Annotated in this window: 33 protein-coding genes and 1 pseudogene; 3 read left to right on the top strand and 31 right to left on the bottom strand. The window is 64.2% G+C overall.

Going from position 1 to position 24,643, the window contains the following annotated elements:
• Window positions 1–41: 41 nt before the first annotated feature.
• From HKW67_RS10365 to trpS, 5 genes are all read right to left on the bottom strand, one after another.
• Window positions 42–545, bottom strand: a complete 504-nt coding sequence (locus tag HKW67_RS10365; protein ID WP_171225316.1) for a DUF456 family protein — start codon at window positions 543–545, stop codon at window positions 42–44.
• Window positions 546–552: 7 nt separating this feature from the next.
• A complete protein-coding gene (locus HKW67_RS10370) occupies window positions 553–1,452 on the bottom strand; it encodes a dihydrodipicolinate synthase family protein (protein WP_171225317.1) in 900 nt (299 codons plus the stop codon).
• Window positions 1,453–1,514: 62 nt separating this feature from the next.
• A complete protein-coding gene (locus HKW67_RS10375; protein ID WP_171225318.1) occupies window positions 1,515–2,825 on the bottom strand; it encodes a type IV pilus twitching motility protein PilT in 1,311 nt (436 codons plus the stop codon).
• A 42-nt stretch (window positions 2,826–2,867) separates the two neighbouring features.
• Window positions 2,868–3,926, bottom strand: coding sequence for a D-2-hydroxyacid dehydrogenase (locus HKW67_RS10380; RefSeq protein ID WP_171225319.1), 1,059 nt, complete (start codon window positions 3,924–3,926; stop codon window positions 2,868–2,870).
• The gene (gene trpS / locus HKW67_RS10385; RefSeq protein WP_171225320.1) at window positions 3,923–4,930 is read right to left on the bottom strand and encodes a tryptophan--tRNA ligase; all 1,008 of its coding nucleotides are present in this window, start codon (window positions 4,928–4,930) and stop codon (window positions 3,923–3,925) included. The genes HKW67_RS10380 and trpS overlap by 4 nt, the downstream gene beginning before the upstream one ends.
• Before the next feature lie 50 nt (window positions 4,931–4,980).
• Here trpS and HKW67_RS10390 point away from each other — a divergent pair, with 50 nt between their 5' ends.
• From HKW67_RS10390 to HKW67_RS10400, 3 genes are read left to right on the top strand one after another with little or no spacing between them, the layout of a single operon-like run.
• Window positions 4,981–5,823, top strand: a complete 843-nt coding sequence (locus HKW67_RS10390; RefSeq protein ID WP_171225321.1) for an inositol monophosphatase family protein — start codon at window positions 4,981–4,983, stop codon at window positions 5,821–5,823.
• A 2-nt stretch (window positions 5,824–5,825) separates the two neighbouring features.
• A complete protein-coding gene (ftcD, locus tag HKW67_RS10395; protein ID WP_171225322.1) occupies window positions 5,826–7,355 on the top strand; it encodes a glutamate formimidoyltransferase in 1,530 nt (509 codons plus the stop codon).
• Window positions 7,352–7,744, top strand: a complete 393-nt coding sequence (locus HKW67_RS10400; RefSeq protein WP_171225323.1) for a PEGA domain-containing protein — start codon at window positions 7,352–7,354, stop codon at window positions 7,742–7,744. Before ftcD ends, HKW67_RS10400 begins: the two co-directional genes overlap by 4 nt.
• Here HKW67_RS10400 and map read toward each other — a convergent pair whose 3' ends face one another.
• The 26 genes and pseudogenes from map to fusA all read right to left on the bottom strand — a co-directional run bounded on the left by map (window position 7,745) and on the right by fusA (window position 24,155).
• On the bottom strand, window positions 7,745–8,527 hold the full coding sequence (gene map, locus HKW67_RS10405; RefSeq protein ID WP_171225324.1) for a type I methionyl aminopeptidase: 783 nt from the start codon (window positions 8,525–8,527) through the stop codon (window positions 7,745–7,747).
• Complete coding sequence (locus HKW67_RS10410) at window positions 8,527–9,168, bottom strand: adenylate kinase (RefSeq protein ID WP_171225325.1); 642 nt, start codon at window positions 9,166–9,168, stop codon at window positions 8,527–8,529. Before HKW67_RS10410 ends, map begins: the two co-directional genes overlap by 1 nt.
• A gap of 8 nt (window positions 9,169–9,176) precedes the next feature.
• Complete coding sequence (secY, locus tag HKW67_RS10415; RefSeq protein ID WP_171225326.1) at window positions 9,177–10,523, bottom strand: preprotein translocase subunit SecY; 1,347 nt, start codon at window positions 10,521–10,523, stop codon at window positions 9,177–9,179.
• 17 nt (window positions 10,524–10,540) lie between these two features.
• Window positions 10,541–10,987, bottom strand: coding sequence for a 50S ribosomal protein L15 (rplO, locus tag HKW67_RS10420; protein ID WP_171227623.1), 447 nt, complete (start codon window positions 10,985–10,987; stop codon window positions 10,541–10,543).
• Window positions 10,988–11,026: 39 nt separating this feature from the next.
• Window positions 11,027–11,281: a 50S ribosomal protein L30 gene (rpmD, locus tag HKW67_RS22430; protein WP_171225327.1), complete on the bottom strand. Its 255-nt coding sequence runs from the start codon at window positions 11,279–11,281 to the stop codon at window positions 11,027–11,029.
• Window positions 11,281–11,925: pseudogene (rpsE, locus tag HKW67_RS22650) on the bottom strand (30S ribosomal protein S5); the annotation flags it as partial. The gene rpmD and the pseudogene rpsE, both read right to left, overlap by 1 nt.
• Before the next feature lie 188 nt (window positions 11,926–12,113).
• Window positions 12,114–12,470 (bottom strand): 50S ribosomal protein L18, encoded by a 357-nt coding sequence (gene rplR / locus HKW67_RS10435; protein ID WP_171225328.1) that lies wholly within the window; start codon window positions 12,468–12,470, stop codon window positions 12,114–12,116.
• Entirely contained in the window at window positions 12,470–13,009 is a 540-nt protein-coding gene (gene rplF / locus HKW67_RS10440) for a 50S ribosomal protein L6 (RefSeq protein WP_171225329.1), read from the bottom strand. The genes rplR and rplF overlap by 1 nt, the downstream gene beginning before the upstream one ends.
• Before the next feature lie 12 nt (window positions 13,010–13,021).
• Window positions 13,022–13,423: a 30S ribosomal protein S8 gene (rpsH, locus tag HKW67_RS10445; protein ID WP_171225330.1), complete on the bottom strand. Its 402-nt coding sequence runs from the start codon at window positions 13,421–13,423 to the stop codon at window positions 13,022–13,024.
• Between the two features lie 157 nt (window positions 13,424–13,580).
• Complete coding sequence (gene rpsN / locus HKW67_RS10450; protein ID WP_171225331.1) at window positions 13,581–13,886, bottom strand: 30S ribosomal protein S14; 306 nt, start codon at window positions 13,884–13,886, stop codon at window positions 13,581–13,583.
• A 16-nt stretch (window positions 13,887–13,902) separates the two neighbouring features.
• Window positions 13,903–14,511, bottom strand: coding sequence for a 50S ribosomal protein L5 (gene rplE / locus HKW67_RS10455; RefSeq protein ID WP_206044717.1), 609 nt, complete (start codon window positions 14,509–14,511; stop codon window positions 13,903–13,905).
• A gap of 212 nt (window positions 14,512–14,723) precedes the next feature.
• Entirely contained in the window at window positions 14,724–15,044 is a 321-nt protein-coding gene (gene rplX, locus HKW67_RS10460) for a 50S ribosomal protein L24 (RefSeq protein WP_171227626.1), read from the bottom strand.
• Window positions 15,045–15,129: 85 nt separating this feature from the next.
• Window positions 15,130–15,498, bottom strand: coding sequence for a 50S ribosomal protein L14 (rplN, locus tag HKW67_RS10465; protein ID WP_012682372.1), 369 nt, complete (start codon window positions 15,496–15,498; stop codon window positions 15,130–15,132).
• Between the two features lie 13 nt (window positions 15,499–15,511).
• Window positions 15,512–15,808, bottom strand: a complete 297-nt coding sequence (gene rpsQ, locus HKW67_RS10470; RefSeq protein WP_171225332.1) for a 30S ribosomal protein S17 — start codon at window positions 15,806–15,808, stop codon at window positions 15,512–15,514.
• Window positions 15,809–15,822: 14 nt separating this feature from the next.
• A complete protein-coding gene (gene rpmC / locus HKW67_RS10475; protein ID WP_171225333.1) occupies window positions 15,823–16,026 on the bottom strand; it encodes a 50S ribosomal protein L29 in 204 nt (67 codons plus the stop codon).
• Window positions 16,023–16,445: a 50S ribosomal protein L16 gene (gene rplP, locus HKW67_RS10480; protein ID WP_171225334.1), complete on the bottom strand. Its 423-nt coding sequence runs from the start codon at window positions 16,443–16,445 to the stop codon at window positions 16,023–16,025. The genes rpmC and rplP overlap by 4 nt, the downstream gene beginning before the upstream one ends.
• Before the next feature lie 11 nt (window positions 16,446–16,456).
• Entirely contained in the window at window positions 16,457–17,116 is a 660-nt protein-coding gene (gene rpsC, locus HKW67_RS10485; protein WP_171225335.1) for a 30S ribosomal protein S3, read from the bottom strand.
• On the bottom strand, window positions 17,116–17,493 hold the full coding sequence (gene rplV / locus HKW67_RS10490) for a 50S ribosomal protein L22 (RefSeq protein WP_171225336.1): 378 nt from the start codon (window positions 17,491–17,493) through the stop codon (window positions 17,116–17,118). The genes rpsC and rplV overlap by 1 nt, the downstream gene beginning before the upstream one ends.
• A 3-nt stretch (window positions 17,494–17,496) precedes the next feature.
• Window positions 17,497–17,796 (bottom strand): 30S ribosomal protein S19, encoded by a 300-nt coding sequence (gene rpsS / locus HKW67_RS10495; protein WP_171225337.1) that lies wholly within the window; start codon window positions 17,794–17,796, stop codon window positions 17,497–17,499.
• 24 nt (window positions 17,797–17,820) lie between these two features.
• Window positions 17,821–18,651, bottom strand: a complete 831-nt coding sequence (gene rplB, locus HKW67_RS10500; RefSeq protein WP_171225338.1) for a 50S ribosomal protein L2 — start codon at window positions 18,649–18,651, stop codon at window positions 17,821–17,823.
• A 5-nt stretch (window positions 18,652–18,656) separates the two neighbouring features.
• Entirely contained in the window at window positions 18,657–18,944 is a 288-nt protein-coding gene (locus HKW67_RS10505; protein WP_171225339.1) for a 50S ribosomal protein L23, read from the bottom strand.
• Window positions 18,945–18,947: 3 nt separating this feature from the next.
• Window positions 18,948–19,589, bottom strand: a complete 642-nt coding sequence (gene rplD, locus HKW67_RS10510; RefSeq protein ID WP_171225340.1) for a 50S ribosomal protein L4 — start codon at window positions 19,587–19,589, stop codon at window positions 18,948–18,950.
• Window positions 19,590–19,591: 2 nt separating this feature from the next.
• Window positions 19,592–20,275, bottom strand: coding sequence for a 50S ribosomal protein L3 (rplC, locus tag HKW67_RS10515; RefSeq protein WP_171225341.1), 684 nt, complete (start codon window positions 20,273–20,275; stop codon window positions 19,592–19,594).
• Window positions 20,276–20,404: 129 nt separating this feature from the next.
• Window positions 20,405–20,713 carry a 30S ribosomal protein S10 gene (rpsJ, locus tag HKW67_RS10520; protein ID WP_171225342.1) on the bottom strand — a complete coding sequence of 103 codons (309 nt, stop codon included), beginning with the start codon at window positions 20,711–20,713 and terminating at the stop codon, window positions 20,405–20,407.
• A 79-nt stretch (window positions 20,714–20,792) separates the two neighbouring features.
• Complete coding sequence (gene tuf, locus HKW67_RS10525) at window positions 20,793–21,992, bottom strand: elongation factor Tu (protein ID WP_171225343.1); 1,200 nt, start codon at window positions 21,990–21,992, stop codon at window positions 20,793–20,795.
• A 42-nt stretch (window positions 21,993–22,034) separates the two neighbouring features.
• The gene (fusA, locus tag HKW67_RS10530; protein ID WP_171225344.1) at window positions 22,035–24,155 is read right to left on the bottom strand and encodes an elongation factor G; all 2,121 of its coding nucleotides are present in this window, start codon (window positions 24,153–24,155) and stop codon (window positions 22,035–22,037) included.
• Between the last annotated feature and the right edge of the window lie 488 nt (window positions 24,156–24,643).

A 24,643-nucleotide genomic window follows, 5' to 3' on the forward strand; every position in this document is an offset into this window, starting at 1 on the left:
AAAAAACGCCCCGCGGACAACCCGCGAGGCGTTGAGGGAATCTAGTTTCCGACCACCGCCGCCGCCATGACCAACACGGCGACAACGACACCAATTCCCACTTTCGCCGCGGCGGCGACCACGCGACCCACCAGCGCACCCGTGGCCACCCGTACCGGCGCGCCGCGCGAATCGCGCGCCACCGAGAGCTCGGCCACCAGCGCCCCCAGGAAGGCGCCGGCGAATGCGCCAATGAGCGAACCCACCACCGGCACCGGAATGCCCACCACGGCCCCTACCAGGCCACCAATGACCGCTCCCCACGAGGCCCGGCGTGAGCCACCGTATTTCCGGGTGTAGCGGGCCGAGATGGTGAACTCGAGCACCTCCGCCGCCACGACCAGCGCGCCCGCGCCCGCCATCGTCCACACGCCGATGCCGCCTAAAGGCACCAGCACCCAATGCAGAAGCGCCGCGCCCAGCATCACCCAGAGGCCGGGCAGTCCTAACGGAATCAGGATCAAGCCGCCCGCGAGGGCCGCGCCAAGCAGTGCCAGAGAGAGCATAGCCGACCTACGACGGCAGCAGCCCCGCTGTTTCGAGACGCGCCCGCACGATAGCGACCTCGTCCGCATTCGCGGGGAGCAACGGACTGCGCGGCGGTCCACCATGCAGCCCCACCAGATCGAGCGCCGCCTTGATCCCCGCCGGTCCCATGGCCCCGGCAATGTCCGTCGCCAGCGGCGCCAGACGCGCCTGCAGCACGGTCGCGCCGTCCACATCGCCCGCCCGGAAGGCATTGACCATCTCACGCACCAGCGGGCCCGCGTACAACGCGATCGCCAGAATGGCCCCCGAGGCCCCGGCCGCCAGCGCCGGCACGACCGTCGCCCCGCTGCCGGTCAGTACGCGAAAGTTCGGGCCCTGCGATTCGAGATACTGCGTGAAAACCGGGATGTTGCCCGCGCTGTCCTTCATGCCGATCACGTTCTCGTGCTGTGCCATCTCGTGCACGAAGGTCGGGCTCAACACCAGATGCGCGTACGCCGGCATGTTGTAGAGCAACACCGGCAACGGACTCGCATCGGCCACCGCGCGGAAATGTGCCAGCAATGCCGGCTCCGTCATCCGCTTCAGGAAGTAGTGCGGCGAGATCACCAGCGCCGCGGTCGCCCCGGCCGCCTTCGCGTCATGCGCGCGCGAAATCGTCTGACGGGTGCTCTCGCTGCCGACGCCGGCCAGCAGCCACTGGTCGTCGGAGAGACGCTCGCGCGCCCACGTCAACAGCTGTCGACGATCATCGCAGTCGAGCAGCGAGGATTCGCCGCTCGAGCCGGCAACGAGCACGCCGTCGACGCCGTGGCCGACATACGCATCGATGTTGGACTGGAACGCGGCGCGGTCGAGGTTACCCGTCGCGGTAAAGCAGGAGGCGGCAGGCACCATGAGCCCACCAATGGGAGTGTTCGGCATGTGGAGAATGTAATCCGTCGCCCGTTCCGGTGTCCGCACTCCCGTTTTCACGACGTGCGGGATCAGCTCCCGAAGAGACTCTCGAACCCGCTGCCAAAAACCGTGTCGTTCCCGAGCGGATTCGGGCTCGACACCGCCGAATGACCACTCGGACTCGTCGCGATCGGCGGCATCGTCGGACCGGTGCCCAGCGGGTTCGCTCCGAGACCACTGGGCGTGGCCACCGCGCCCATCCCCTGCGTCACCGACTTCGTGCTCCCGGTAGGCCGCGACGCGATCCCGCGCACTCCCGAGGGAGGCGACTGCCGGTTCTTGCCCATGCGGAAGCTCAACTCGAAGTCGGCCGGGTTGGTCGCCGCCGCTTTCGCCACCTCGAACGTCACTTCGTTGCCGTTCACCAGCTCCGTGAGATGCTGATCGAACGTCCGCATGCCGTACTGCACGCCGTCGGCGATGTAGTCGCGGATCTCGACGATGTTGCCCTCGGCGATCAGATCGCGGATCGTCGACGTCACGATCATCACTTCACACGCCACCACGCGTCCTTGTCCGTTCGCGCGCGGCAGCAGCCGTTGCGAGACCACGGCATGCAACGATTCGGCGAGACGCATGCGCACGACCGTCTGCTCATCGGGCGGGAACATCGCCACGATGCGCATGATCGTGCTCTGCGCGTCGGGCGTGTGTAGCGTCGAGATCAGCAAGTGACCGGTCTCCGCCGCCTTCATCGCCGTGTCGATCGTTTCCGGATCGCGCATTTCGCCGATCAGGATCACGTCGGGATCCTGACGCAGCGCGGCACGGAGGCCCATGCGGAAGCTCTCGGTGTCGATGCCCACTTCACGCTGCGTCACCGAGCTCTTCAAGTCGGCGTGAATGAACTCGATCGGATTCTCGAGCGTGAGAATGTGCTTCTCGTACGACGCGTTGATCGCATTCACCAGGGCGGCCATCGTGCTCGATTTACCGGAACCCGTCACACCGGTCACCAGCACCATGCCGCGCTCCGTATGCGCGATCTTGTCGAGCACCGGCGGCAGCTTGAGCGACTGGAACGTCGGCACATTCTCCGGGATCACGCGCATCACGATGGAATGGGCCGCGCGCTGCCGCATGATGTTCACGCGGAATCGGCCGACGCCCGGCGAGTGCCAGGAGCAGTCGTGGTCCTTGAGCGTGTCGATCGTGGAGCGTTCCGCGTCCGACGTCATGAAATGCAAGGCAATCGCACGCGTCTGCTCGGCGGTGAGCGCCTGCTTCGTCAGCACCACGAGGCGGCCGTCGATGCGCGCACGCACCACGTCCCCCGCCTTGATGTGCACGTCGGACGCACCGCGTTCGACTGCCGCCTTGATGATTCGCTCAATCGCCACGATGCCTGCTTGGGAGAACTACGGGAGGTGTGTGTCCCCCGATCAATAGCCCGCATCGAGGTCCACGACGTTGCGCAGCGGTGTGCCCGCCTGCCAGCGCCGCCAGTTGTCTTCGAACAGCTCGAGCACCCGCCGCCAATGTTGCGGCGAGACACCCGACACATGAGGAGTCACCAGAACCTTCGGATGCTGCCAGTATGGATTGTCGACCGGTAGCGGCTCCGTATTGAATACATCCAACACGGCGCCACGTAGATGATTCCGGTTTAACGAATCCAGCAGCGCCTCGTCGGAGACCAGCGCGCCCCGCGCTACGTTCACGACGATTGCCCCGGCGGGGAGCAACGCCAGCCGCCGGGCGTCCAATAACGAAGCGCTGCCTCCGGTCAACGGCGCGGCCAGCACGAGCACATCGGCGTCCGGTAGCTCCGCATCGAGGGCACCCGGGCCCTCCACCCGCGCAAAGCCTTCGGGCGCGCCGAGTTCTGGTCGACGGCGGATCCCCACGCAACGGCACCCCAACGCCGAAAACCGACGGGCCACCGCGGTACCGATGCCACCCGCCCCGACGATCAGGACACGAAGCTCGGCGAGTTCACGGACCTCCGCGCGCGCGCTGAGATCGCGGTGAATGAACGGCAATTGATTCCACGTGGACGCGGCCTGCTGCCGTGTCGCGAAGTCGAGCCCGCGTACGAAGTGCAGTACCCCGGCCAACACGGTATCGGCCATCGGCTCGCCGTACACGCCCGCGCTGTTCGTGAAGACGACCCCGCTGGCGCGCAGCTCCGGAGTCACCGACGCGCCGACCCCCGCCGCCGCGCTGTGCGCCCATCCCAAATGCGGAGCGGCCTGCAGCAACCCCGCCGGCACACCGTAGCCCAGGTATCCCTCGGCTCGCGTGATCACGGCCAGCGTCTCGTCGCTGGCCATGTTGCTGCCGCTGCCAATCGACTTCGACGGCGAGGCGATGTGGACGACCTCCCATCCATCCGGCGCCGCCGCCGCGATCCGTTCAGCGGCCCAAAGCGGCACCCGCATGTGCGGTGAGGTGCTCTGCAGATCCACCACGAGCCGTCGACGGCCCGGCGTCTCGGTCACGCCGGGCTATCGGTGGGGATGGTGACCGCGTCGAGGCCCATGTAGCCGCGCACCTCGCGCATGGTTTCGCGCGCGATTCCCCGCGCCGTCTCGGCACCACTGGCCAGCGCATCGAGTACGCGCTGCGGTTCGGTGTCGAGCATTTCTGCACGGCGACGGATCGGCGTGAGCTCCTGCACCATGCCCTCCTGCAACACCTTCTTGCAGTCCATGCACCCCCACCCGGCAGTGCGGCACTGCGCATCGACATGCGCGACGGTCTCCGCACTGCTGAATGCCTTGTGCAGCTGGAAGATGTTGCACACCTCGGGGCGCCCCACATCGGTCTTGCGCACGCGCTGCGGATCGGTCATCGCCGGACGCAGCTTCGCCCAGATCTCGTCGTCGGTTTCCATCAGGCCGATGGTGTTGCCCAGCGATTTCGACATCTTCGACTGTCCGTCGAGCCCCATGATGCGGCGCGTCGGCGTGAGCAGCGGCTTCGGCTCGGGGAAATACTCCTGCCCGAACTTCGCATTCCACTTGCGTGCGGTATCACGCGCCAACTCGAGATGCTGAATCTGGTCTTCACCGACAGGCACGGAATCGGCGCGATACAGCAGGATGTCCGCACTCTGCAGCACGGGATACATGAGCAAGCCGGCGGGAATGCTCTCCACCTTGGACGACTTGTCCTTGAACTGCGTCTGCCGCTCGAGATCACCCAGCGGCGTGAGCGTCGTGAAGATCCACGAGAGCTCGGTGTGCTCCGGTACATCGCTCTGCATGAACAGCGCGCACTTGGCCGGATCGATGCCGGCGGCCAGCAGCGATTTGGCCATGCCCCAGCGCCGCGCGCGCAGCACCGCCGGATCGTAGGCGCCGGTGATCGCGTGATAGTCGACGACACAGAACAGGGCGCCAGGATGAGTCTCCTGGAGCTGGACCCAATTCTTGACGGCGCCGAGGTAATTGCCGATGTGGAGTTCGCCCGAAGGCTGGATGCCGCTGAAGATGCGTGCCATCCTTCAAACGTACCCACCGTGATTTTCTCCAGCAACGCATAGCGCACCGAATGACATCGTCCGCACACCCGAAGCGCCGCGAGTGGCGCGACGCCGCCATCGCCGCCGCGGATACGGCCGCGCGCTTCATCACGTACGAGGCGATGTCGCACCGTACGCTGGCCTGGGAGGAGAAGAGCGCGACGGACTTCGTGAGCCGGGTCGATGTCGGGGCCGAGGAGCGCATCCGCGACATGATCACGTCGAGGATCCCCGGCATTCGGATCGTGGGCGAAGAGTTGAGCGCCGATGCGCGCCCCGATGAGGGCCTGGTCGCGATCGTCGACCCCCTCGACGGTACCACCAACTTCCTGCATGGCTTTCCGAACTATTGCGTCTCGATCTGCATTGCGCTCGACGGGGTACCGCAAGCTGGCGTCGTGCACGACGTGGCCCGCGGTGGCGTCCTGCACGCCACGGCCGGCGACGGGGCCTTCGTGGACAGCAGTCGGTTGCAGGTGTCCACGACTACAACCCCCGCCCGGGCCCTCATCGGCACCGGCATTCCGTTCAAGGATGTCTCGCAGGCCGACCTCTATCTCCGTCAGCTCCGACGCCTCATGCCGATCATCTCCGGTGTGCGCCGCGCCGGTTCGGCGGCGCTCGACCTCTCGGATGTGGCCCGCGGCCGCTTTGACGGATTCTGGGAGCTTTTCCTGAACCCCTGGGACCTCGCCGCCGGCGTGCTGCTGGTACGCGAAGCCGGAGGTCGCGTTACCGACCTCGAGGGGCGCGATGCACGCCTGACGAGTGGGCCAATCGTCGCCAGCAACGGTATGCTTCATGACTGGTTCCTTGGCATGCTCAACGAAGGTGAAGGCACTACCACCGTTCCCGCCCCCGACCCCGCCTGATCGTGTCTCTCGTCGAATGCGTCCCCAACTTCTCTGAAGGCCGCGACCCTGCGGTGATCGCCGCGATTCGCGACGCCATCGCGAACACCCCCGGCGCTCACGTGCTCGACGTGTCCAGCGATCCGTCGCATCATCGCACGGTGATCACCTTCGTGGCATCGCTCGAGGCGGCCGTGCCGGCAGCGTTCGCCGCGATGCGGGTCGCGAAGGAGCGCATCGATCTCACCACGCATCAAGGGGAGCATCCCCGCATCGGCGCCACCGACGTCGTCCCGTTCATTCCGCTCGAAGGCGCCACGATGGAGCACTGTGTCGCGCTCGCCCGCGAACTCGGTGCGCGCGCGGCGGCGGAGCTCGGCATTCCGGTTTACCTGTACGAACGCGCCGCCAGCTCACCCGCTCGCGAGAACCTCGCCGACGTGCGTCGCGGTGAATTCGAAGGGCTCCGCGACGACATCCGCACGAATTCCGCGCGCAAACCCGACTTCGGGTCGAGCGAAATCCATCCCACGGCCGGTGCCACGGCGATCGGTGCGCGTCCATTCCTGGTCGCCTACAACGTCTATCTCGGCGACGCCAGGAATCTTCCCGTCGCGAAGGACGTCGCGAAGGCGATTCGGGGGTCGTCGGGCGGCCTGCGCTACGTGAAGGGACTCGGGATGGAGGTCGACGGGCAGGCGCAGGTCTCCATGAATCTGGTCGACACCGAGAAGACGCCACTGCATCGCGTGTTCGAGATCGTAAAGTCCGAAGCGGCCGCACACGGTGTCTTGCCGACGTGGAGCGAGATCGTCGGTCTGGTTCCCGAGCGCGTGCTGCTCGACGCCGGCGCGCGTCACGTGCAGTTGCGCGGTTTCTCCAAGGCGATGCTGCTGGAGACGAAGGTACGCGAGGTCATCGCCGGCGGTGAAGCGGTCGAGAGCTTCATGGCACGTGTTGCCGATGCCTCGCCCACGCCGGGAGGCGGCAGTGTGGCTGCGCACGTCGGCGCGCTGGGCGCGGCGCTCGCGCAGATGGTCGCTGGACTCACGATCGGCAAGAAGAAGTACGCCGCCGTCGAAGAGCAGATGAAGCAGCTCACCATCGACGCCTACACGCTGCGCCGACAACTCTCCGAGCTGGTGCAGCGTGATGCCGATTCCTACGAACGCGTGCGGACGGCCTACACGATGGCGAAGGAGCCGGAGCATGCTGTGGCGCGCGCGGATGCTATTCGAGACGCATTGGTGTTCGCGTCACGCGTGCCCCTCGAAACGGCGCAGCTCGCCGTGCGGGTCGCCGCGATCGCGGCCACGGTCGCGGAGCTGGGGAACAGCAACGCCGTGACCGACGCCTGCGTTGCCGCCCTGATGGCGGAAGCGGCCTGCAAAGGCGCCGTGCTCAATGTGCGCATCAACGTGGTATCGCTCGATGAGCAAGGCACGCAAACGGGTGCGCAACTCGCCTCGGAGGCCCGCGCTTGTCTCGATGCGGCATCGGTGCACGCCCGCGTGGCGGAAGCGGCGGCCGAGCGCGCGATGGTACCGGCATGAAGAACCGGCCATACGTCGTCCCGCTGGTCGTGGGACTGTTCGTGGGTGGCTGCGCGCATTCCGCTCCCGGCACATCGGCGGGCGCATCCGTGAACACGTCCTCCGCCGCGTCGACCTGCGCCTCAGCGAATGGCGTGGGTAAACTCCGGTTGTCGCTGACACTGCAACCCGCCGTGTCAGAAACGACAGAAGCGCTCGTTCGCCTCGAAAGCGAAACAGAGCGCTCCACCGTTAGGGTGAATGCCACCCTCGGCACCACCTTCGAACTGCGTCCGGGAACTTACCGGCTATCCATCTCGCTGCCCGGCTACAACAATGCGGAGCGCACGGCCATCATCGACTGCGGGTCCGACAAGGCACTCACGGTCCAGCTGACCAGGAAGCGATAGCTAGCCGAGCGGCTGCGTGAGAATTCGCGGCCCGTGCTCGGTGATGGCCACCGTGTGCTCGAAGTGCGCTGAGCGCTTGGCATCCACCGTCACGACGGTCCACTTGTCGCTCAGCGTCTTGGTCTTGGCCGTCCCCACGTTGACCATCGGTTCGATGGCGATTGTGAGCCCCACGCTGAGCTTCTTCCCGCGCTTCGGCTTACCGTAGTTCGGGATCTGTAGCTCTTCGTGCGGCGAGAAACCGACGCCATGCCCCACCAGCTCGCGCACCACCGAGAAGCCGGCCGCTTCCACGACCGCCTGCACGGCGGCGCCGATGTCGCCCACATGATTGTCTGGCGTCGCGGCCGCGATGCCGGCATCAAGCGAGCGCTTGGTGACTTCGAGCAGCCGCTGCGTCTGCTCGTCGATGACACCGACCGGCACCGTAATGGCGGAGTCGGTATACATGCCTTCGAGCTTGACGCCGAAATCGAGCTTCACGATGTCGCCATCGTTCAGCACGCGCTTTCGCGACGGGATGCCATGAACGATCTCTTCGTTGATCGAGATGCAGGCGCTGCCCGGGAATCCGTAGAGTCCCTTGAAGGCCGGCTCAGCGCCGGCATGCGAGCGAATGAACGCCTCACAGAGCGCGTCGAGCTCACCGGTACTGATGCCCGGTCGAACATGGGCCTTCATGTGCTGCAGCGTGGCGTACAGCAGGGCGCCACCGCGCGCCATAATGTCGATCTCGCGCGGTGACTTGAGCAACGTAGCAGGAGCAGATCCGCCGATCGCCATCAGTACCCGAGCACGTGCAGGGCGCGAGCCTCGACCTCTTCGAGTGAGCCAATGGCGTCGATCCGCACGACCCGGGGGCCGTGCTCCTCGTACCAGTTGATCACCGGCGAGGTCTGATCGCGATAGACCTGCAGACGCTTCCGCACCGCGTCCGGCTCGTCATCCTTACGGCGAACGAGCGTGCCGGTCTTTCCATCGGCGTCGCACGATTCCCCAGGCTGGCGTCCGAAGAACGGGCGCTGGCAGGCGTCGCACGTGGTACGTCCGCTCAGGCGGCGCACCAACTCGTCTTCCGCAATATCGAACAACAACACCGCATCGACCTTGCGGCCGAGATCCGAAAGCATGGCGGCGACACCGTCGGCCTGCGGCGTGGTACGAACCACTCCGTCCAGGATCGCTCCCTTCGCAGCCGTTGGAGACGCCAGCGCTTCCTTCATGATCCCCATGATCACGTCATCGGGGACCAGATCGCCGCGATCCATAGCAGCCTTCGCTTCGAGACCGAGCGGAGTGCCGTCACGTACCGCGGCGCGGAGTACATCGCCGGTGGCGATCTTAGGAACGTCAAGGCGAGCGGCAAGCCGCTCGCCTTGAGTCCCCTTGCCCGCACCAGGCGGTCCAAGCAGGACAATGATCATGATCTTCCTTAGAAGCCCTGAGTCGCCTGACGGCCGCGGAAGCGCACGCGCCCCTTCTTCATGAAGCCGTCGTACTTGCGGAGCAGCAGGTGCTGCTGCATCTGCGCCATCGTATCCAGCGCCACACCGACCACGATCAGCAGCGACGTTCCACCAAAGGCGAACGGCACGTTGATCAAGCGCGCGATGATGATCGGCATCAGCGCAATGACGGTGAGGAAAATCGCGCCGGGAAGCGTGATACGCTCCACGACCTGCTCGATGTACTCAGCGGTCTTGGCGCCCGGCTTGATGCCAGGCACGAAGCCGCCCTGCTTCTTCAGGTTCTCCGCCAGATCCACCGGATTGAAAATGATGGACGTGTAGAAGTACGTGAACAGCAGGATCAGGACGGCGGAAAGCACGAAGTACAGCCACGGATTCGGACCCTGCGGATTGAACAGCTCCGCGATCTCCTGCGCCTTGGCGTTGCCGCTGAACTGAGCGATCGCACCGGGAATCACGATCACCGACTGCGCGAAGATGATCGGCATCACGCCCGCCGTGTTGATGCGGAGCGGGATGAAATTCCGCGCGGCTTCACGCTGCCGTCCACGCGCCATCGTGCGCTGCGGGATCTGGATGAGGACGCGACGCGCCGCCACCGTGATCGCCACGACACCGGCCACCACCGCCACCATCAGAATCGCCAACACCACGAGCGAGAGCACATTGAGCGTGCCCGTCGAGATGTAGTTGAACGACTGGAAAATACCCGGCCACATGCGTTCGACGATCGAGAAGAAAATGATCAGCGACGCACCGTTCCCGAGGCCACGTTCCGTGATCTGCTCACCCAACCACATGACGAAAATCGCGCCCGTGGTGAGGAACAGCATCATCTGAACCGTGAACCACGGTCCCGGACGCGAAACCGCGGCCGGGAGCGACGAGGTGAACAGGGCAAATCCGTACGCCTGAATCAGCGCCAGCACGACCGTGAGGTAACGCGTGTACTGCGTCAACTTCTTCCGGCCTTCCTCGTCCTTCTGCATCTTGTCCACGTTCGGCAGCACAGCCCCGGCAATCTGGACGAAGATACTCGACGAGATGTAGGGCATGATGCCGAGCGCGAAGACCGTCGCGCGGGAAAGACCACCACCCACGAACATGTCGTAGAGGCCGAGGAGGCCACCGCCCTGCTGGCGGGTGAAGTAGTCCGTCAGCGCCTGGACATCGATACCGGGAGCCGTGATGTGCGCTCCGATTCGATAGATCACCATACACAGGAACGTGAAGGTGATCTTCTGCCAGAGTTCAGGCGTCCGGTAGATGTTGGAGACGGCTTGCGCCGCCGGATTGGGTTGCTGCGCCATGCGCTGGATTGTCTCCGTCAGCCGTCGATGCGGCCACCGGCCGCTTCGATCTTCGCCTTGGCACCGGCGCTGATCTTCACGCCGCGTACCGTGAACGCACGGGACACTTCACCGTTGTTGAGCAGCTTCGCCGGGCCGTGACCCGAACGAATGAGCCCAGCCGCGACCAGCGTCTCCACCGTCACTTCGTCCCCGGCAACGCCGGTCAGCGAATCGAGGCGAACCACCTGCGCCTCTTCACGGAACGGATTCGTGAAACCGCGCTTCGGAATACGACGCGTGAGCGGCATCTGGCCGCCTTCGAAGTGCGGCTTGCCGCCACCAGGACCGCCATGGCCGGACCGCGCCATGGAGCCCTTGTGACCCTTACCGGACGTCTTGCCCAGACCAGAGCCCGGACCGCGACCCACGCGACGACGGCCGCGATGCGAACCCGGCGCCGGCTGCAGGTTGTGCAGGCCGATCTTCTCGACGCCTTCGGCGCCTGAATTGGAAGCCATGTGTTACTCCTCCACCGCCGTCACCAACACGAGGTGACGAACCTGCTTGAGCTGGCCGCGCAGCGAGGCGGAATCCTGCTGCACGACGCTGGCCTGATGATGACGAAGGCCGAGCGCTTCAAGCGTACGACGCATCCGCCACGAATGGCCGATCGCGCTGCGTACCTGCTTGATATGAAGCTTGCCGGTTCCCGGCGCTTCGAGCTTCGGGGTCTTCGCCGGACCCTTCGACGGATGCCATACAAACGTACGGGGCATTATGCCACCTCCGCGGCGTTAGGCGAGGCGCCAACCACGGCGGCCTTGCGAGCATCATGAGTCTCAGTGCGCGACTTGGCGCGCGAGCGGTAACCGATCGCCGACACGTCGACACCACGTTCCTTGGCGGCCTGTTCGACCGTGATCAGGTGCGTGAGGCCGTCGAGCGCCGCCAGCACCATGTTGTGCGGATTGGTCGAACCCAGCGACTTCGTGAGAATGTCGTGGATACCGGCGCACTCGAGCACGGCGCGCACAGCTCCACCAGCAATCACACCAGCACCCGGCGCGGCGGGCTTCATGAGCACCTTACCGGCGCCATGCTTACCGACCACTTCGTGCGGGATCGTCGAGCCCGTCAGCGGGATCTGCACCATCTTGCGACGGGCGGCTTCCACGGCCTTACGGACCGCTTCCGACACTTCGTTCGCCTTACCGGTGGCAAATCCGACCTTGCCCTGTCCGTCGCCCACCGCGACCAGCGCGTTGAACGAGAACCGACGACCACCCTTCACGACCTTCGCGACGCGATTGATCGCGATCACGTTTTCTACCAGATCGCTCTGCTCGCGTTCCTGCGACGGGCCACGGCCACCATCGCGGCCACGGCCATCACGGCCCGCGCCCGGTCCACCTTCACCACCGGGGCCACGACCACGGCCGCCCGGCGCACCACCACCGGGTCCGCCACGACCGCCACCAGGGCCGCCACGACCGCCACCAGGTCCACCACGACCGCCGCCCGGGCCACCACGGCCACGACCGCCAGGTCCACCACCACTGCGGGCGCTGCCACCAGGCGCGCCACCGGTTCCTGCTGCGTTAGCCATGATCAGAACTCCAGGCCGCCCTCTCGGGCGCCATCTGCCACGGCCTTCACGCGGCCGTGATACTGGTAACCGGCACGGTCGAAGACGACCTTCGCGATGCCGGCCGCCTTCGCCTTCTCAGCAACCTGCTTGCCGACGGCGAGTGCACGCTCCGACTTCGTGCCGTTCATCCCTTCGTCGCCAACGGTCATCAGCGTGCGCTGCGTGACGTCGTCCACGATCTGGGCGTAGATGTGCTTCAGCGAACGGAACACCACGAGACGCGGACGCTCCGCAGACCCGCTCACTGCCTTGCGCACGCGCAGGTGACGGCGCTTCCGCCGCTCTGCGTTCGTACGCGGGATCGCGATCTTGGCCATTACTTGCCTCCCGCCTTACCGGCCTTACGCCGGATGACTTCACCCTGATACTTCACGCCCTTGCCCTTGTACGGCTCGGGCTTGCGGAAGCTGCGAATCTCGGCGGCACTCTGTCCGACAAGCTCCTTGCTCGCGCCTTCGATGACGACGAGCGTCGGCGTCGTGGCGGTGATCTTCACGCCTTCCGGCGCCTTGTACTCGATCTGGTGCGAAAAGCCGAGCGACAACAGCGCGCCGTACGGCTTGATCTCGGCCTTGTAGCCGACACCGGTGATCTCGAGGACCTTCTTGAAGCCCGTCGTGACCCCTTCCACCATGTTCGCCACGAGCGTGCGCGTGAGACCATGCAGCGCCTTGTGGCGCTCCTCATCGGTCGGACGCTTCACGAGCAGTTCACTGCCCTCGTGCGAGATGATCATGTCCGCGGGGAGCACACGGGAAAGCTCACCCTTCGGACCCTTCACACTGATCTTCGACCCGTCGATCGCCACCGTGACCCCGGCCGGAACCGGGATGGGGCGCTTGCCGATACGTGACATCGTTGCGTCTCCTTACCAGACGAGGGCGAGCAGCTCGCCCCCGGTATTCGAGGAGCGCGCATCACGGTCGGACATGATGCCCTTCGACGTGCTGAGGATCGCCATGCCGAGGCCGTTACGGACTCGCGGGATCTCCTGCGCACCAACGTATTTGCGAAGGCCGGGCGTGGACACGCGCTTCGTCTGTCGGATGACCGACTGTCCGCCGTGCGCGTACTTGAGGATCACACGAAGCAGATGCTTCCCGTCTTCGTTCTCGACGGTGCGGTAATCCTGGATGAAGTTGTTCTCCTTCAAGATCCGCGCGATCTCGAGCTTCATCTTTGACAACGGCATGTCGACGCGGCGGTGCTTGGACGCACACGCGTTGCGAATGCGCGTCAGCATGTCGGCAATAGGGTCGTTGAGGCTCATGCTCTCTGAGTTCTCCTAGGGTATCCGCCGGCCGCGCCGGGGACCTGTAGGAAGTGAATAGAATAATCAGCGACAGGTGCAGCCTTTCAAGGTAGTGGGTTGAGGCTCAGCCACAACTCACCACTTGAACTCTGCACCTGCGACCGATCGGATCCTGCTACCAGCTCGCCTTGCGCACGCCGGGAATGAGGCCGTTCAGGGCCATGTCACGGAGGGCGATGCGGCTGAGGCCGAAGTGGCGGAGAAACGCGCGCGGGCGTCCGCTCATGTTGCAGCGGTTGCGCACGCGGGTCGCCGAGGAATCACGCGGCAGCTTATGCAGCGCGTTCACGGCGGCGAGCTTCTCTTCGCCCGTGCTCTTCGGATTCTGGATGATGGCCTTGAGGGCAGCGCGCTTGGTGGCGTATCGGGCCACCAGTTCCTTGCGCTGCGCGTTGCGGGCCAGCTTGCTCGTCTTTGCCATGTCGTCTGTGTCCGGATTAGGCGGCGGCCGGGGAGGCCGCCGGCTGCGCCACCTTGGGAATGACCGGCTTGTCGTCGCCGCGGAACGGCATGCCCAGCTGATGCAGGAGCGCCATTGCGTGCGCATCCTTCTCGGCCGTCGTCACGAACGTGATGTCCATGCCGTGGATCTGCTCCACCATGTCGTAGTTGATCTCCGGGAAGATCATCTGTTCCTTGATGCCGATCGTGTAGTTGCCACGACCATCGAACGACTTCGTGCCGAGGCCGCGGAAGTCGCGGATACGCGGGACAGACACCGTCACGAACCGGTCGAGGAACTCCCACATCTTCGCGCCACGGAGCGTCACCGACGCGCCGATTTCCTGGCCTTCACGCAGGCCGAAGTTCGAGATCGACTTCTTCGCCTTGCGACGCACCGGCTTCTGACCCGTAATCAGCGCCAGCTCCTCGACCACCACGTCGAGCAGCTTCGGCTGCTTCACGGCTTCACCGACACCGCAGTTCACCACGATCTTCGACAGCGACGGAATCTGATGTCCGTTCGTGAAGCCGAACTGCGTGGCCAGCGCCCCGCGTACGACGTTCACGTAATGCGCCTGCAGACGCGGCGCCGCCACCGGCAGCCCCGCACCCGCGTGGTCGCGCTTGGTGAAGTCGATGGCCTGACGCGGCTGTCCTGCCTTGCCCGCCTTACCACCCTTCCCCTTCGCGGCCGCGCCGCCACCCTTGGCTCCGGCTCCGCCCTTCGCGGCGCCCTTGCCAGCTGCCTTACCACCTGCCTTCGCGCCGGCCTTTCCGCCGGCCTTTTCCTTGGTCGCCATTTGCTATGCTCCGGTCAGCGCGCGCGGGGGATGACTTCACCGCTCTTGACGCCGACGCGCTCCTTCGTACCGTCGGTGTCGATGCGCTTCTTCGTGCGCGTCGGCTTGCCGGTCTTCGAATCGAGCAACATCGCGTTCGACGCGTGGAAGGGCGCGGCCATCTCGATGATGCCGCTCGTCTCTTCCGCCGTACGCGCCTTGCGGTGCTTCTTCACAATATTGATGCCTTCCACCTTGATACGGCCCGTCTTGGGGTACACCTGAAGGACCTTCCCTTCCTTCCCCTTGTCGTCGCCGCGCATGATGCGGACGGTATCACCCTTCGTGACGTGGATGACCTCGCGCGAAGCCTTCAGCGCGTGGCGTCCAGCGCCGAGGCGCTGTCCACGGTCCGTCTTGTAGTACACGTTCTTACGCATCTCAGAGCACCTCAGGCGCCAGCGACACAATCTTCATGTACCGCTTCTCGCGCAGTTCACGCGCCACGGGACCGAAAATACGGGTCGCCTTCGGCTCACCGTTGTCGTTGATGATGACGACCGCGTTCTCATCGAAACGGATGTAGCTGCCGTCCTTGCGACGCGTTTCCTTGACCGTGCGCACTACCACGGCCTTGGCCACGTCGGACTTTTTCACGGTGCCGTTCGGGAGCGCGTCCTTCACCGCCACGATGACCCGGTCACCCAGGCCCGCATAGCGACGGCGCGTGCCGCCCAGCACACGGATCACCAGGGCACGCTTGGCGCCACTGTTGTCCGCGACCTTCACGACCGATTCCTGCTGAATCATGGTTTAGTTCCCCTTAACGCGCGCGTTCGACGATCTCGACCACGCGCCACCGCTTGTCCTTCGACAAGGGCCGGGTCTCCATGATACGAACCAGATCGCCGAGCTTCGCCGAGTTCTCCTCGTCGTGCGCTTTCAGCTTGCGGGTCCGCGTCACCATCTTGCCATACTGGGGGTGAGGCATCCGTCGGTCGATGCGCACCACCACCGTCTTATCCATCTTATCGCTCACCACCAGACCCGTACGCACCTTGCGCGCGGTCCGGTCGGAGGCGCCATTCTGCGTGGCGCTCGCGTTGTTCATCTCAGCCATCGATCGGATTCCGGTTAGCGGCCACGGGTCGCGAGCTGACGCTCGCGCTGCACCGTCTTGAGGCGCGCAATGTCCCTGCGGATGCTGCGCAACCGCAGCGGCTCTTCCAGCGCTTCGGTGCCGCTCCGGAACTTGAGGCGGAAACGCTCCTCCTCGAGTTCGGCGATACGGGCCACCAGTTCGTTTTCCGCGAGCGCGCGGATCTCTTCACTCTTCATTCGGTCACCGCCTCCTCACGGGCAACAAACTTGGTCTTTACGCCGAGCTTCGCGGCAGCCAGGCCCATTGCCGTTTCGGCAAGTTCCCGCGTCACGCCTTCGATCTCGAACATCACTCGGCCCGGCTTCACCACCGCCACCCACATCTCGGGCGATCCCTTGCCCTTACCCATGCGCGTTTCGGCCGGCTTCTTCGTGATCGGCTTGTCCGGGAAAATCCGGATCCACACCTTACCGCCACGCTTGATGTGACGCGTCATCGCGACGCGGCACGCTTCGATCTGACGGCTCGTGACCCAAGCCGGCTCCAGCGCCTGCAAACCGAAGGTGCCGAACGACACCTCCGATCCACGGTGCGCGAGCCCGGTCATGCGGCCCTTGAACATCTTGCGGAACTTGACCCGCTTCGGACTCAGCATCTCTTAGTTCCTCAGTTGCCGGTCGAGTAGGTCTTGCCGCGACGATCTTCCACGATCTCACCCTTGAAGATCCACACCTTGACACCAATGGTGCCGTACGTGGTCTTCGCGGTGCTCGTGGCGTAATCGATGTCGGCGCGCAGTGTATGAAGGGGCACCCGGCCTTCCATGTACCCTTCCGTTCGCGCGATTTCGGCACCGCCAAGACGGCCGCCGGCCTTCACCTTGATACCAAGCGCGCCCATCCGCATCGCGCTCTGCACCGCGCGCTTCATGGCGCGACGGAACGAGATACGCTGAGACAGCTGCGCCGCAATGTTGTCGGCCACCAGCTGCGCCTCGACTTCCGGACGCTTGATCTCTTCGACGTTGATGCCGACTTCCTTGCCCGTGAGCTGTGCCAGCTCGTCACGCAGCTTGTCGACCTCCGCGCCCTTCTTGCCGATCACCACGCCCGGACGGCCGGTGTGAATCGTGACTACGACCTTGCCCGGCTTGCGCTCGATCGTCACGTCCGAAATGGCCGCATTCTCGAGACGAGCCTTCAGGTACTTGCGGAGCAGCGCGTCTTCCTTCAACAGCGCCGGCATCTCCTTCTTCGCGTACCAGGTCGAGCGCCAGTTCTTCGTGACACCGAGGCGGAACCCGATCGGATTAGTCTTTTGTCCCATTAGCGCACCGCCTCCGCCACGATGATCTCGATGTGGCTCGTCCGCTTGGCAATTGGCGTCGCACGACCCATGGCCGCCGGCATCCAACGCTTCAGCTTCGGACCCTCGTTCACGATAGCCTTCGTGATCACCAGCGCGTCGACATCCAGCGACGTGTTGGCAGCACGGGCTGCCTGCTCTGCGTTCGCGACGGCGCTGGCCAGCGTCTTCTCGATCTGCTTGGCCGCACCCTTCTTCGAGAACTTGAGAATCGCCAGCGCGTCGTTCACACGCTGACCGCGGATCTGGTCGATCACCAGCCGCATCTTGTACGGAGACTGACGCGCCGTGCGCTGAATCGCGCGCGCTTCAGTGCCGGTCTTCAAAGCCTTGGCCATGGATTACTTGCCTCCCTTACCAGCGGGCTTCTTCGCGTCGACCTTCTGGCCCGCGTGACCGCGGAACAGACGCGTCGGCGAGAATTCGCCGAGCTTATGGCCGACCATGTTTTCCGTCACGTACACGGGGATGAACTTGTTCCCGTTGTGCACCGCGAACGTGTGGCCGACGAACTCGGGGAGAATCGTGCTCGCTCGAGACCACGTCTTCACCACCTTCTTCTCGCTGCGGCCGTTCATGGCGATCACCTTAGCTTCGAGGCGCTCAGCGACGAACGGACCCTTCTTAATGCTTCTGGACATATAGGTTCTCGATTCGCCTGGCGGTTACTGCGTCGCCCGGCCGCGCTTGCGGCCGCGCACGATGAGACGCGTTGAAGCCTTCTTCTTGTTGCGCGTCTTGACGCCCTCGGGCTTGCCCCACGGGCTGACCACGTTCCGGCCGCCGCGCGTACGTCCACCGTGCGGGTGATCCACCGGGTTCATCACTTCACCACGAACCTTCGGACGCTTGCCCAGCCAGCGGCTCTTACCCGCCTTGCCGTGCGACTGCAACTCATGCTCCGAGTTGCCGACTTCGCCGATCGTCGCGGTGCAGTTACCGTGCACCAGGCGCATTTCGGTGCTGCTCAGACGGAGCGTCACGTACTCGCCTTCCTTCGCCACGACCTGGGCAAAGGTGCCGGCCGAGCGCGCCATCTGACCGCCCTTGCCGATCTTCAGCTCGATGTTGTGCACCTGCGTACCGAGCGGCACTTCCTTCAGGGGCATCGCGTTGCCGACGCGGAAATCGCTTCCCGGGCCCGCCACGATCGTATCACCCTGCTTGAGTCCCTTCGGGTGCAGAATGTAGCGCTTCTCGCCGTCCGTGTACTCGACCAGCGCGATACGCGCCGAGCGATTCGGATCGTACTCGATCTCCTTCACAACCGCCGGCATGCCGTGCTTGTTGCGCTTGAAATCGATGAGGCGGTACATCCGCTTGTGTCCACCGCCGATGCGGCGCATGGAGATGTGACCGTGATTGTCGCGGCCACCCGACTTCTTGAGAGGCTCGACCAGCGACTTCTCGGGCGTCGAACGCGTGATCTCGGCGAAATCCGACACCGAGCGGAAGCGCGAACCCTTGCTGACCGGCTTGAACTGACGAATACCCATGCGAATCAGCCCTCGAAGATCGCGATGGTGTCGCCGTCACGCAGCTTCACTATCGCCTTCTTGGTATGTGGACGGCGACCGATCGACTGGCCGACGCGACGCGACTTACCACGCGCATTCGACGTCCAGACACCAGTCACCTTCACGCCGAACAGCTGCTCGACGGCCGCCTTGATGGAATACTTATTGGCGTCGGGCGCCACTTCGAACGTGTACTCGCCACGATCCTGGTACGCAGCCGAGCTGCGCTCCGTGATGATCGGGCGCATGATAGTGCGATGAATAGTCGCCATCGGTTACGCCTCCGCCGAAGTCTGGGTGAGTGCCGACGACTCGATCACCACGACATCCGACCACAGGATGTGATAGGTGCTCACATCGCTGAACGGCATCACGTGCGCGTGGGCGACGTTGCGGGCGCTCAGGTACACGTTCGGCTTCACACCGTCCGTGAGGAGCAGCACCTTCTTCCCGGCCACACCAAGCGACTCGAACAGGCTGAGTATCGACTTCGTCTTGGGAGCGCTGTAGGTCAGCGCATCCACCAGCATGACCGCGTTCTCGCGGGCACGGGCATTCAGCGCGCTCTTCCGCGCCAAGGCACGAACCTGCTTCGGCACGATCTGCGTGTACTTGCGCGGGATCGGACCAAACACCGTACCACCACCCGGCCAGTTCGGCGCGCGAATCGAGCCCTGACGGGCGCGACCGGTGCCCTTCTGCTTCCACGGCTTCTGGTTGCCGCCGGTCACTTCACCGCGCGTCTTGGTCTTGGCCGTGCCCTGGCGGCGGTTGGCGAGGAACGCCTTCACCGCCTGGTGCATGACCGGCACATTCACCGTGCCGTCGAACATGCCTTCGGGCAGCTGGCGGGTACCGCCCTGCTTGCCCTGCGCCGAGAACACAGGCGCCTGAAAGGTCTGAGTTTCCGTGGTCATGATCAGCTCTGCTTCCGCACGAAGACGATGCCGTTCGTCGGCCCCGCCACGCTGCCGCGCAGATAAATAAGGTTGCGCTCAGCATCGATCTTCTCGATGCGAATGCCGATGGCCGTGTGACGGACGTTGCCGTACTGGCCCGGCATCTTCTTGCCCTTGATAACGCGCGACGGATCCGTGCCCGCGCCGATCGAGCCAGGCTTGCGGTGCTTCGTGTTACCGTGCGTGTTCGGTCCGCCGTGGAAGCCATAACGCTTCACGACGCCTTGGAAGCCACGGCCCTTCGAGGTGCCTTCGACCTTGACCTTTTCGCCAGGCGCGAAGATACCGACCGTGATCGTATCGCCCACCGTGTACGTCGGAGCCTCGGCGTTCTTGCCCGGGGCATCGTCGAGACGGAAGCTGCGGAGTACGGTTGGCGGGGCGTCGAGCCCGGCCTTCTTCGCATGTCCGACTTCCGCCTGCGTCGCGCGACGTCCGCGCGGCGTGCGCTCACCCTTCTTATTCTCTCGCGCGAGCTTCTGCGCGCCGTATCCGAGCTCCACCGCGGCAAACCCCGCCTTCTCCTGCGTCATCACCTTCACGACGGGATTGGGCGTGGCCTCCACCACGGTGCAGGGCACTTGTTGCCCCTGCTCGTTGAACAGCTGGGTCATCCCCAGCTTCTTGCCGATAATGCCGATCATGAAAAGTCTACTCCGTACGAGTCGCGGGGGATCGTGCGATCCACACCGTTGGACTGAGGAGGACAACGCCCTATGCGATGCCCTCTGTACTCACCCTGCAGCTGCACCTGCACCCTGCTCCTACTACTACTACTCGACCTTGATTTCGACGTCGACACCAGCCGGGAGATCGAGCTTCGTGAGCGCGTCTACCGTGCCGGGACGCGAATCGAGAATATCGATCACGCGCTTGTGTGTCTTCAGTTCGAACTGCTCGCGTGACTTCTTGTCCACGTGCGGCGAGCGGAGCACCGTCCAACGCTGCGTCTTCGTGGGAAGAGGAATCGGTCCCGACACCGACGCTCCCGTCTTTTCAGCGGTGCGAACGATATCGGCCGACGCCTGGTCGATCACGGCGTGGTCAAAAGCCTTGAGGCGAATACGAATGCGGCCAGCCATCTGAATTCCTGGTAGAGAACCACCCGGTACACAGTGGCCGATTCATACGAACCGGCCACTGCCCACCCGATGTTTCTGATTAGGCGAGGATCTTGGTGACGACGCCGGCGCCGACCGTACGACCACCCTCACGGATGGCGAAGCGAATCGCCTCTTCCATCGCGATCGGGATGATGAGTTCGATCGTCATCTGGATGTTGTCGCCCGGCATCACCATCTCCATCCCTTCGGGAAGCTCGATGGTGCCCGTCACGTCCGTCGTGCGGAAGTAGAACTGCGGACGGTAGCCCTTGAAGAACGGCGTGTGGCGGCCACCCTCTTCCTTCGTGAGGACGTACACTTCGGCCAGGAACTTCGTGTGCGGCTTGATCGAGTTCGGCTTGGCCAACACCATACCGCGCTCGATTTCCTTCTTGTCGATGCCGCGGAGGAGGAGACCGACGTTGTCACCGGCCTGTCCTTCGTCCAGCAGCTTGCGGAACATTTCGACGCCCGTGACGATCGTCTTGCGCTCGCTGTTGTAGCCGACGACCTGCACTTCTTCGCCGACCTTCACGATGCCGCGCTCGATACGTCCCGTCGCCACCGTACCACGACCCGTGATCGAGAAGACGTCTTCGACCGGGAGGAGGAACGGCTTGTCGACTTCGCGCATCGGCTGCGGGATGTAGTTGTCCAGCGCCTCGTACAGCTTCATGAACTCGGCCACCCACTTCGGGTCGCCGTTGATCGCGTTGATGGCCGAGCCACGGATCACCGGGGCGTCGTCACCAGGATAGTTGTACTTCGAGAGGAGCTCGCGGACTTCGAGCTCGACGAGGTCGAGGAGCTCTTCGTCTTCGACGAGGTCGCACTTGTTCAGGAACACCACGACCGAGGGCACGTTCACCTGGCGAGCCAGGAGGATGTGCTCACGCGTCTGCGGCATCGGACCGTCGACGGCGGACACGACCAGGATCGCGCCGTCCATCTGCGCAGCACCCGTGATCATGTTCTTCACGTAGTCGGCGTGGCCCGGGCAGTCGACGTGCGCGTAGTGACGGTTGGCCGTCTCGTACTCGACGTGCGACGTGGCGATCGTCATGATCTTCGTGGAGTCACGACGACCCTGCGACTCGGACGCCTTGGCGACTTCGTCGTACGCGATGTACTTCGTGCCGTAGGATTCCGCCGAGATCTTCGTGAGAGCAGCCGTCGTCGTCGTCTTGCCGTGGTCGACGTGGCCGATCGTTCCCACGTTCACGTGCGGCTTGTTCCGCTCGAACTTTGCCTTGCCCATGGTTCGGTTCTTGTAATTGGGTAGTGAATGAGTGGGTGAGGCTTACGCCTTCACCTTGCTGATGATCTCTTCGGCCTTCGACTTCGGCACTTCCTCGTAGAGCGCAAACTCCATCGAGTAGACCGCTCGCCCCTGCGACATGCTGCGCAGCTTGGTCGAGTAACCGAACATCTCGGAAAGAGGGACACTTGCCGAGATCACCTGTGCCTCGCCGCGCTGCGTCATACCGCCGATCTTGCCGCGACGCGAGGACAGGTCACCGAGGACGTCGCCCATGTACGCTTCCGGGCACACGACCTCGACCTTCATCACCGGCTCAAGGAGACACGGATTCGCGAGACGCGCCGCTTCCTTGAATGCCATCGAGCCAGCGATTTTGAACGCCATTTCGGACGAGTCGACGTCGTGGTACGAGCCGTACACCAGCTGCACCTTGATGTCCACCACCGGGTAGCCCGCGAGCACACCCGTATCCAGCGCTTCCTTGATACCCGCTTCGGTCGGGCCGATGAACTCACGGGGAATCACACCACCGACGACCTTGTCTTCGAACACGAAGCCCTGACCGGGCTCGCTCGGCTCCATGTTGATGACCACATGGCCGTACTGACCCTTACCACCCGACTGGCGGATGAACTTGCCTTCGATCTTCTCGACGCGCTTCTTGATCGTTTCGCGGTAGGCCACCTGCGGGCGACCCACGTTCGCGTCGACCTTGAACTCGCGCTGCATACGATCGACGATGATCTCGAGGTGCAGCTCGCCCATGCCGGCGATGATCGTCTGGCCCGTTTCCGGGTCGGAGCGCACGCGGAACGTCGGATCTTCTTCGGCCAGTTTCTGCAGAGCGATCGCCAGCTTGTCCTGATCCGCCTTCGTCTTCGGCTCGATCGCGACGTCGATGACGGGGGCCGGGAACTTCATCGCTTCGAGGATGATCGGCGCGTCTTCCGTGCACATCGTGTCGCCGGTCCGCGTGTCCTTCAGGCCGATCGCCGCGGCGATGTCGCCACAACGCACTTCCGGAATTTCTTCACGCTTGTTGGCATGCATCTGCAGCAGACGACCGACACGCTCACGCTTGTCCTTCGTGCTGTTGTAGACGTACGAGCCGGACGTGAGCACGCCCGAGTAGCAACGGAAGAACGTCAGCTTTCCGACGAACGGGTCGGTGGCAATCTTGAACGCGAGGCCGGCAAACGGCGCGTCGTCCGTGACCGGGCACTCGACGAACGTTTCGTCCTGGTGCGGCAGATGCCCCTTGATGGCGGGCACGTCGAGCGGCGCCGGCAAGTAGTCGATGACGGCATCGAGCAGCGCCTGCACACCCTTGTTCTTGAACGAGGCGCCGCACAGGATCGGAATGAACTTGCCAGCGCACGTCGCGATGCGGATCGCCTTGCGGATCTCCGGCACGGACAGCTCTTCACCGGCGAGGTACTTCTCCATCAACGCTTCGTCGTATTCGACTACCGTGTCGATGAGCTTGTGACGGGCTTCTTCCACGGCGTCATGAAACTCGGCCGGGATATCGGTCACCGTGAACGTCTTGCCGAGCGTCTGCTCGTCGAAGATGTACTGCTTGCGTTCGATGACGTCGAGGTGACCGGTGAACAGCTCGCCCGAACCAACGGGCAGCTGGAGCGGCTGAGCGCTCTTGGACAACCGGTCGTGAATCATCGCGACGCAACGTTCGAAGTTGGCACCAACGCGATCCATCTTGTTCGCGAAGATCATGCGCGGTACGGCATAGCCGTCAGCCTGGCGCCAGACCGTTTCCGTCTGCGGCTCTACGCCGGCAACGGAGTCGAGCAGCGTGACGGCGCCGTCGAGCACGCGCAAGGAGCGCTGCACTTCGACGGTGAAGTCCACGTGGCCCGGCGTGTCGATGATGTTGATGCGATACTCGGGGCCATCGCCCTTCGTGTCGCTCTGCCCATGGCGCTGCCAGAAGCAGGTCGTCGCGGCCGACGTGATCGTGATGCCGCGCTCCTGTTCCTGCTCCATCCAGTCCATGGTGGCTGCGCCGTCATGGACTTCACCGATCTTGTGCGACTTCCCCGTGTAGTAGAGGATGCGCTCAGTGGTCGTGGTCTTACCGGCATCGATGTGGGCCATGATGCCGATGTTGCGATAGTGCTCGAGCGGGGTCGTACGCGGCATAGTTTTCGGCGGCGACTCGCTTACGCGGCGCCAATCTTTGACGAAAAGTGGACCAGCAAAAAAACGGCTGGACCTGTCGCCTCGCCTTTGCGCGAGACCGGTATCCATCCGCTGCCGCCGGGTGCGCTCGCCGCTGGTGCGCGAGTGGGGACCCAAGCGCGCCGGTTACAGAGAACAGCTGACTCCGTGACCGACGTTAAATTGGCTGCGTTGCTTTTCGGGAGCTTCGAATCGTCTCAGACGCCGAAGCCGGTACAGCGTGCGCTCAGTCCCGGGCCGCAGTGTTCGCGCCCTTTGCTTCGCGCCCCCACCTCGAAAGGTGGCCCATAGGGCTCTCGGCCGCAGATCGCCGAGATAGTGGTGCGGTACTGCTTACTGCTGCGGGCGCCTGTTGAGGGCGTTTCGCGACAGACACCTAACATGGTGGACTCTGGCGGGGATGTCAACCCGCCTTTGGCAGCGGAAATACTGGTGCGCGCGGTACTTAT

Source organism: Gemmatimonas groenlandica (assembly GCF_013004105.1).
Lineage (GTDB): Bacteria > Gemmatimonadota > Gemmatimonadetes > Gemmatimonadales > Gemmatimonadaceae > Gemmatimonas > Gemmatimonas groenlandica.

Excerpts from the sequence above, each read along its gene's own strand:
- HKW67_RS10365 (WP_171225316.1), bottom strand. The coding sequence starts at position 545 with ATGCTCTCTCTGGCACTGCTTGGCGCGGCCCTCGCGGGCGGCTTGATC.
- HKW67_RS10370 (WP_171225317.1), bottom strand. The coding sequence starts at position 1,452 with ATGCCGAACACTCCCATTGGTGGGCTCATGGTGCCTGCCGCCTCCTGC.
- trpS (WP_171225320.1), bottom strand. The coding sequence starts at position 4,930 with ATGGCACGCATCTTCAGCGGCATCCAGCCTTCGGGCGAACTCCACATC.
- HKW67_RS10390 (WP_171225321.1), top strand. The coding sequence starts at position 4,981 with ATGACATCGTCCGCACACCCGAAGCGCCGCGAGTGGCGCGACGCCGCC.
- HKW67_RS10400 (WP_171225323.1), top strand. The coding sequence starts at position 7,352 with ATGAAGAACCGGCCATACGTCGTCCCGCTGGTCGTGGGACTGTTCGTG.
- map (WP_171225324.1), bottom strand. The coding sequence starts at position 8,527 with ATGGCGATCGGCGGATCTGCTCCTGCTACGTTGCTCAAGTCACCGCGC.
- HKW67_RS10410 (WP_171225325.1), bottom strand. The coding sequence starts at position 9,168 with ATGATCATTGTCCTGCTTGGACCGCCTGGTGCGGGCAAGGGGACTCAA.
- secY (WP_171225326.1), bottom strand. The coding sequence starts at position 10,523 with ATGGCGCAGCAACCCAATCCGGCGGCGCAAGCCGTCTCCAACATCTAC.
- rpmD (WP_171225327.1), bottom strand. The coding sequence starts at position 11,281 with ATGCCCCGTACGTTTGTATGGCATCCGTCGAAGGGTCCGGCGAAGACC.
- rplR (WP_171225328.1), bottom strand. The coding sequence starts at position 12,470 with ATGGCCAAGATCGCGATCCCGCGTACGAACGCAGAGCGGCGGAAGCGC.
- rplF (WP_171225329.1), bottom strand. The coding sequence starts at position 13,009 with ATGTCACGTATCGGCAAGCGCCCCATCCCGGTTCCGGCCGGGGTCACG.
- rpsH (WP_171225330.1), bottom strand. The coding sequence starts at position 13,423 with ATGAGCCTCAACGACCCTATTGCCGACATGCTGACGCGCATTCGCAAC.
- rpsN (WP_171225331.1), bottom strand. The coding sequence starts at position 13,886 with ATGGCAAAGACGAGCAAGCTGGCCCGCAACGCGCAGCGCAAGGAACTG.
- rplN (WP_012682372.1), bottom strand. The coding sequence starts at position 15,498 with ATGATTCAGCAGGAATCGGTCGTGAAGGTCGCGGACAACAGTGGCGCC.
- rpsQ (WP_171225332.1), bottom strand. The coding sequence starts at position 15,808 with ATGGCTGAGATGAACAACGCGAGCGCCACGCAGAATGGCGCCTCCGAC.
- rpmC (WP_171225333.1), bottom strand. The coding sequence starts at position 16,026 with ATGAAGAGTGAAGAGATCCGCGCGCTCGCGGAAAACGAACTGGTGGCC.
- rplP (WP_171225334.1), bottom strand. The coding sequence starts at position 16,445 with ATGCTGAGTCCGAAGCGGGTCAAGTTCCGCAAGATGTTCAAGGGCCGC.
- rpsC (WP_171225335.1), bottom strand. The coding sequence starts at position 17,116 with ATGGGACAAAAGACTAATCCGATCGGGTTCCGCCTCGGTGTCACGAAG.
- rplV (WP_171225336.1), bottom strand. The coding sequence starts at position 17,493 with ATGGCCAAGGCTTTGAAGACCGGCACTGAAGCGCGCGCGATTCAGCGC.
- rpsS (WP_171225337.1), bottom strand. The coding sequence starts at position 17,796 with ATGTCCAGAAGCATTAAGAAGGGTCCGTTCGTCGCTGAGCGCCTCGAA.
- rplB (WP_171225338.1), bottom strand. The coding sequence starts at position 18,651 with ATGGGTATTCGTCAGTTCAAGCCGGTCAGCAAGGGTTCGCGCTTCCGC.
- HKW67_RS10505 (WP_171225339.1), bottom strand. The coding sequence starts at position 18,944 with ATGGCGACTATTCATCGCACTATCATGCGCCCGATCATCACGGAGCGC.
- rplD (WP_171225340.1), bottom strand. The coding sequence starts at position 19,589 with ATGACCACGGAAACTCAGACCTTTCAGGCGCCTGTGTTCTCGGCGCAG.
- rplC (WP_171225341.1), bottom strand. The coding sequence starts at position 20,275 with ATGATCGGCATTATCGGCAAGAAGCTGGGGATGACCCAGCTGTTCAAC.
- rpsJ (WP_171225342.1), bottom strand. The coding sequence starts at position 20,713 with ATGGCTGGCCGCATTCGTATTCGCCTCAAGGCTTTTGACCACGCCGTG.
- tuf (WP_171225343.1), bottom strand. The coding sequence starts at position 21,992 with ATGGGCAAGGCAAAGTTCGAGCGGAACAAGCCGCACGTGAACGTGGGA.
- fusA (WP_171225344.1), bottom strand. The coding sequence starts at position 24,155 with ATGCCGCGTACGACCCCGCTCGAGCACTATCGCAACATCGGCATCATG.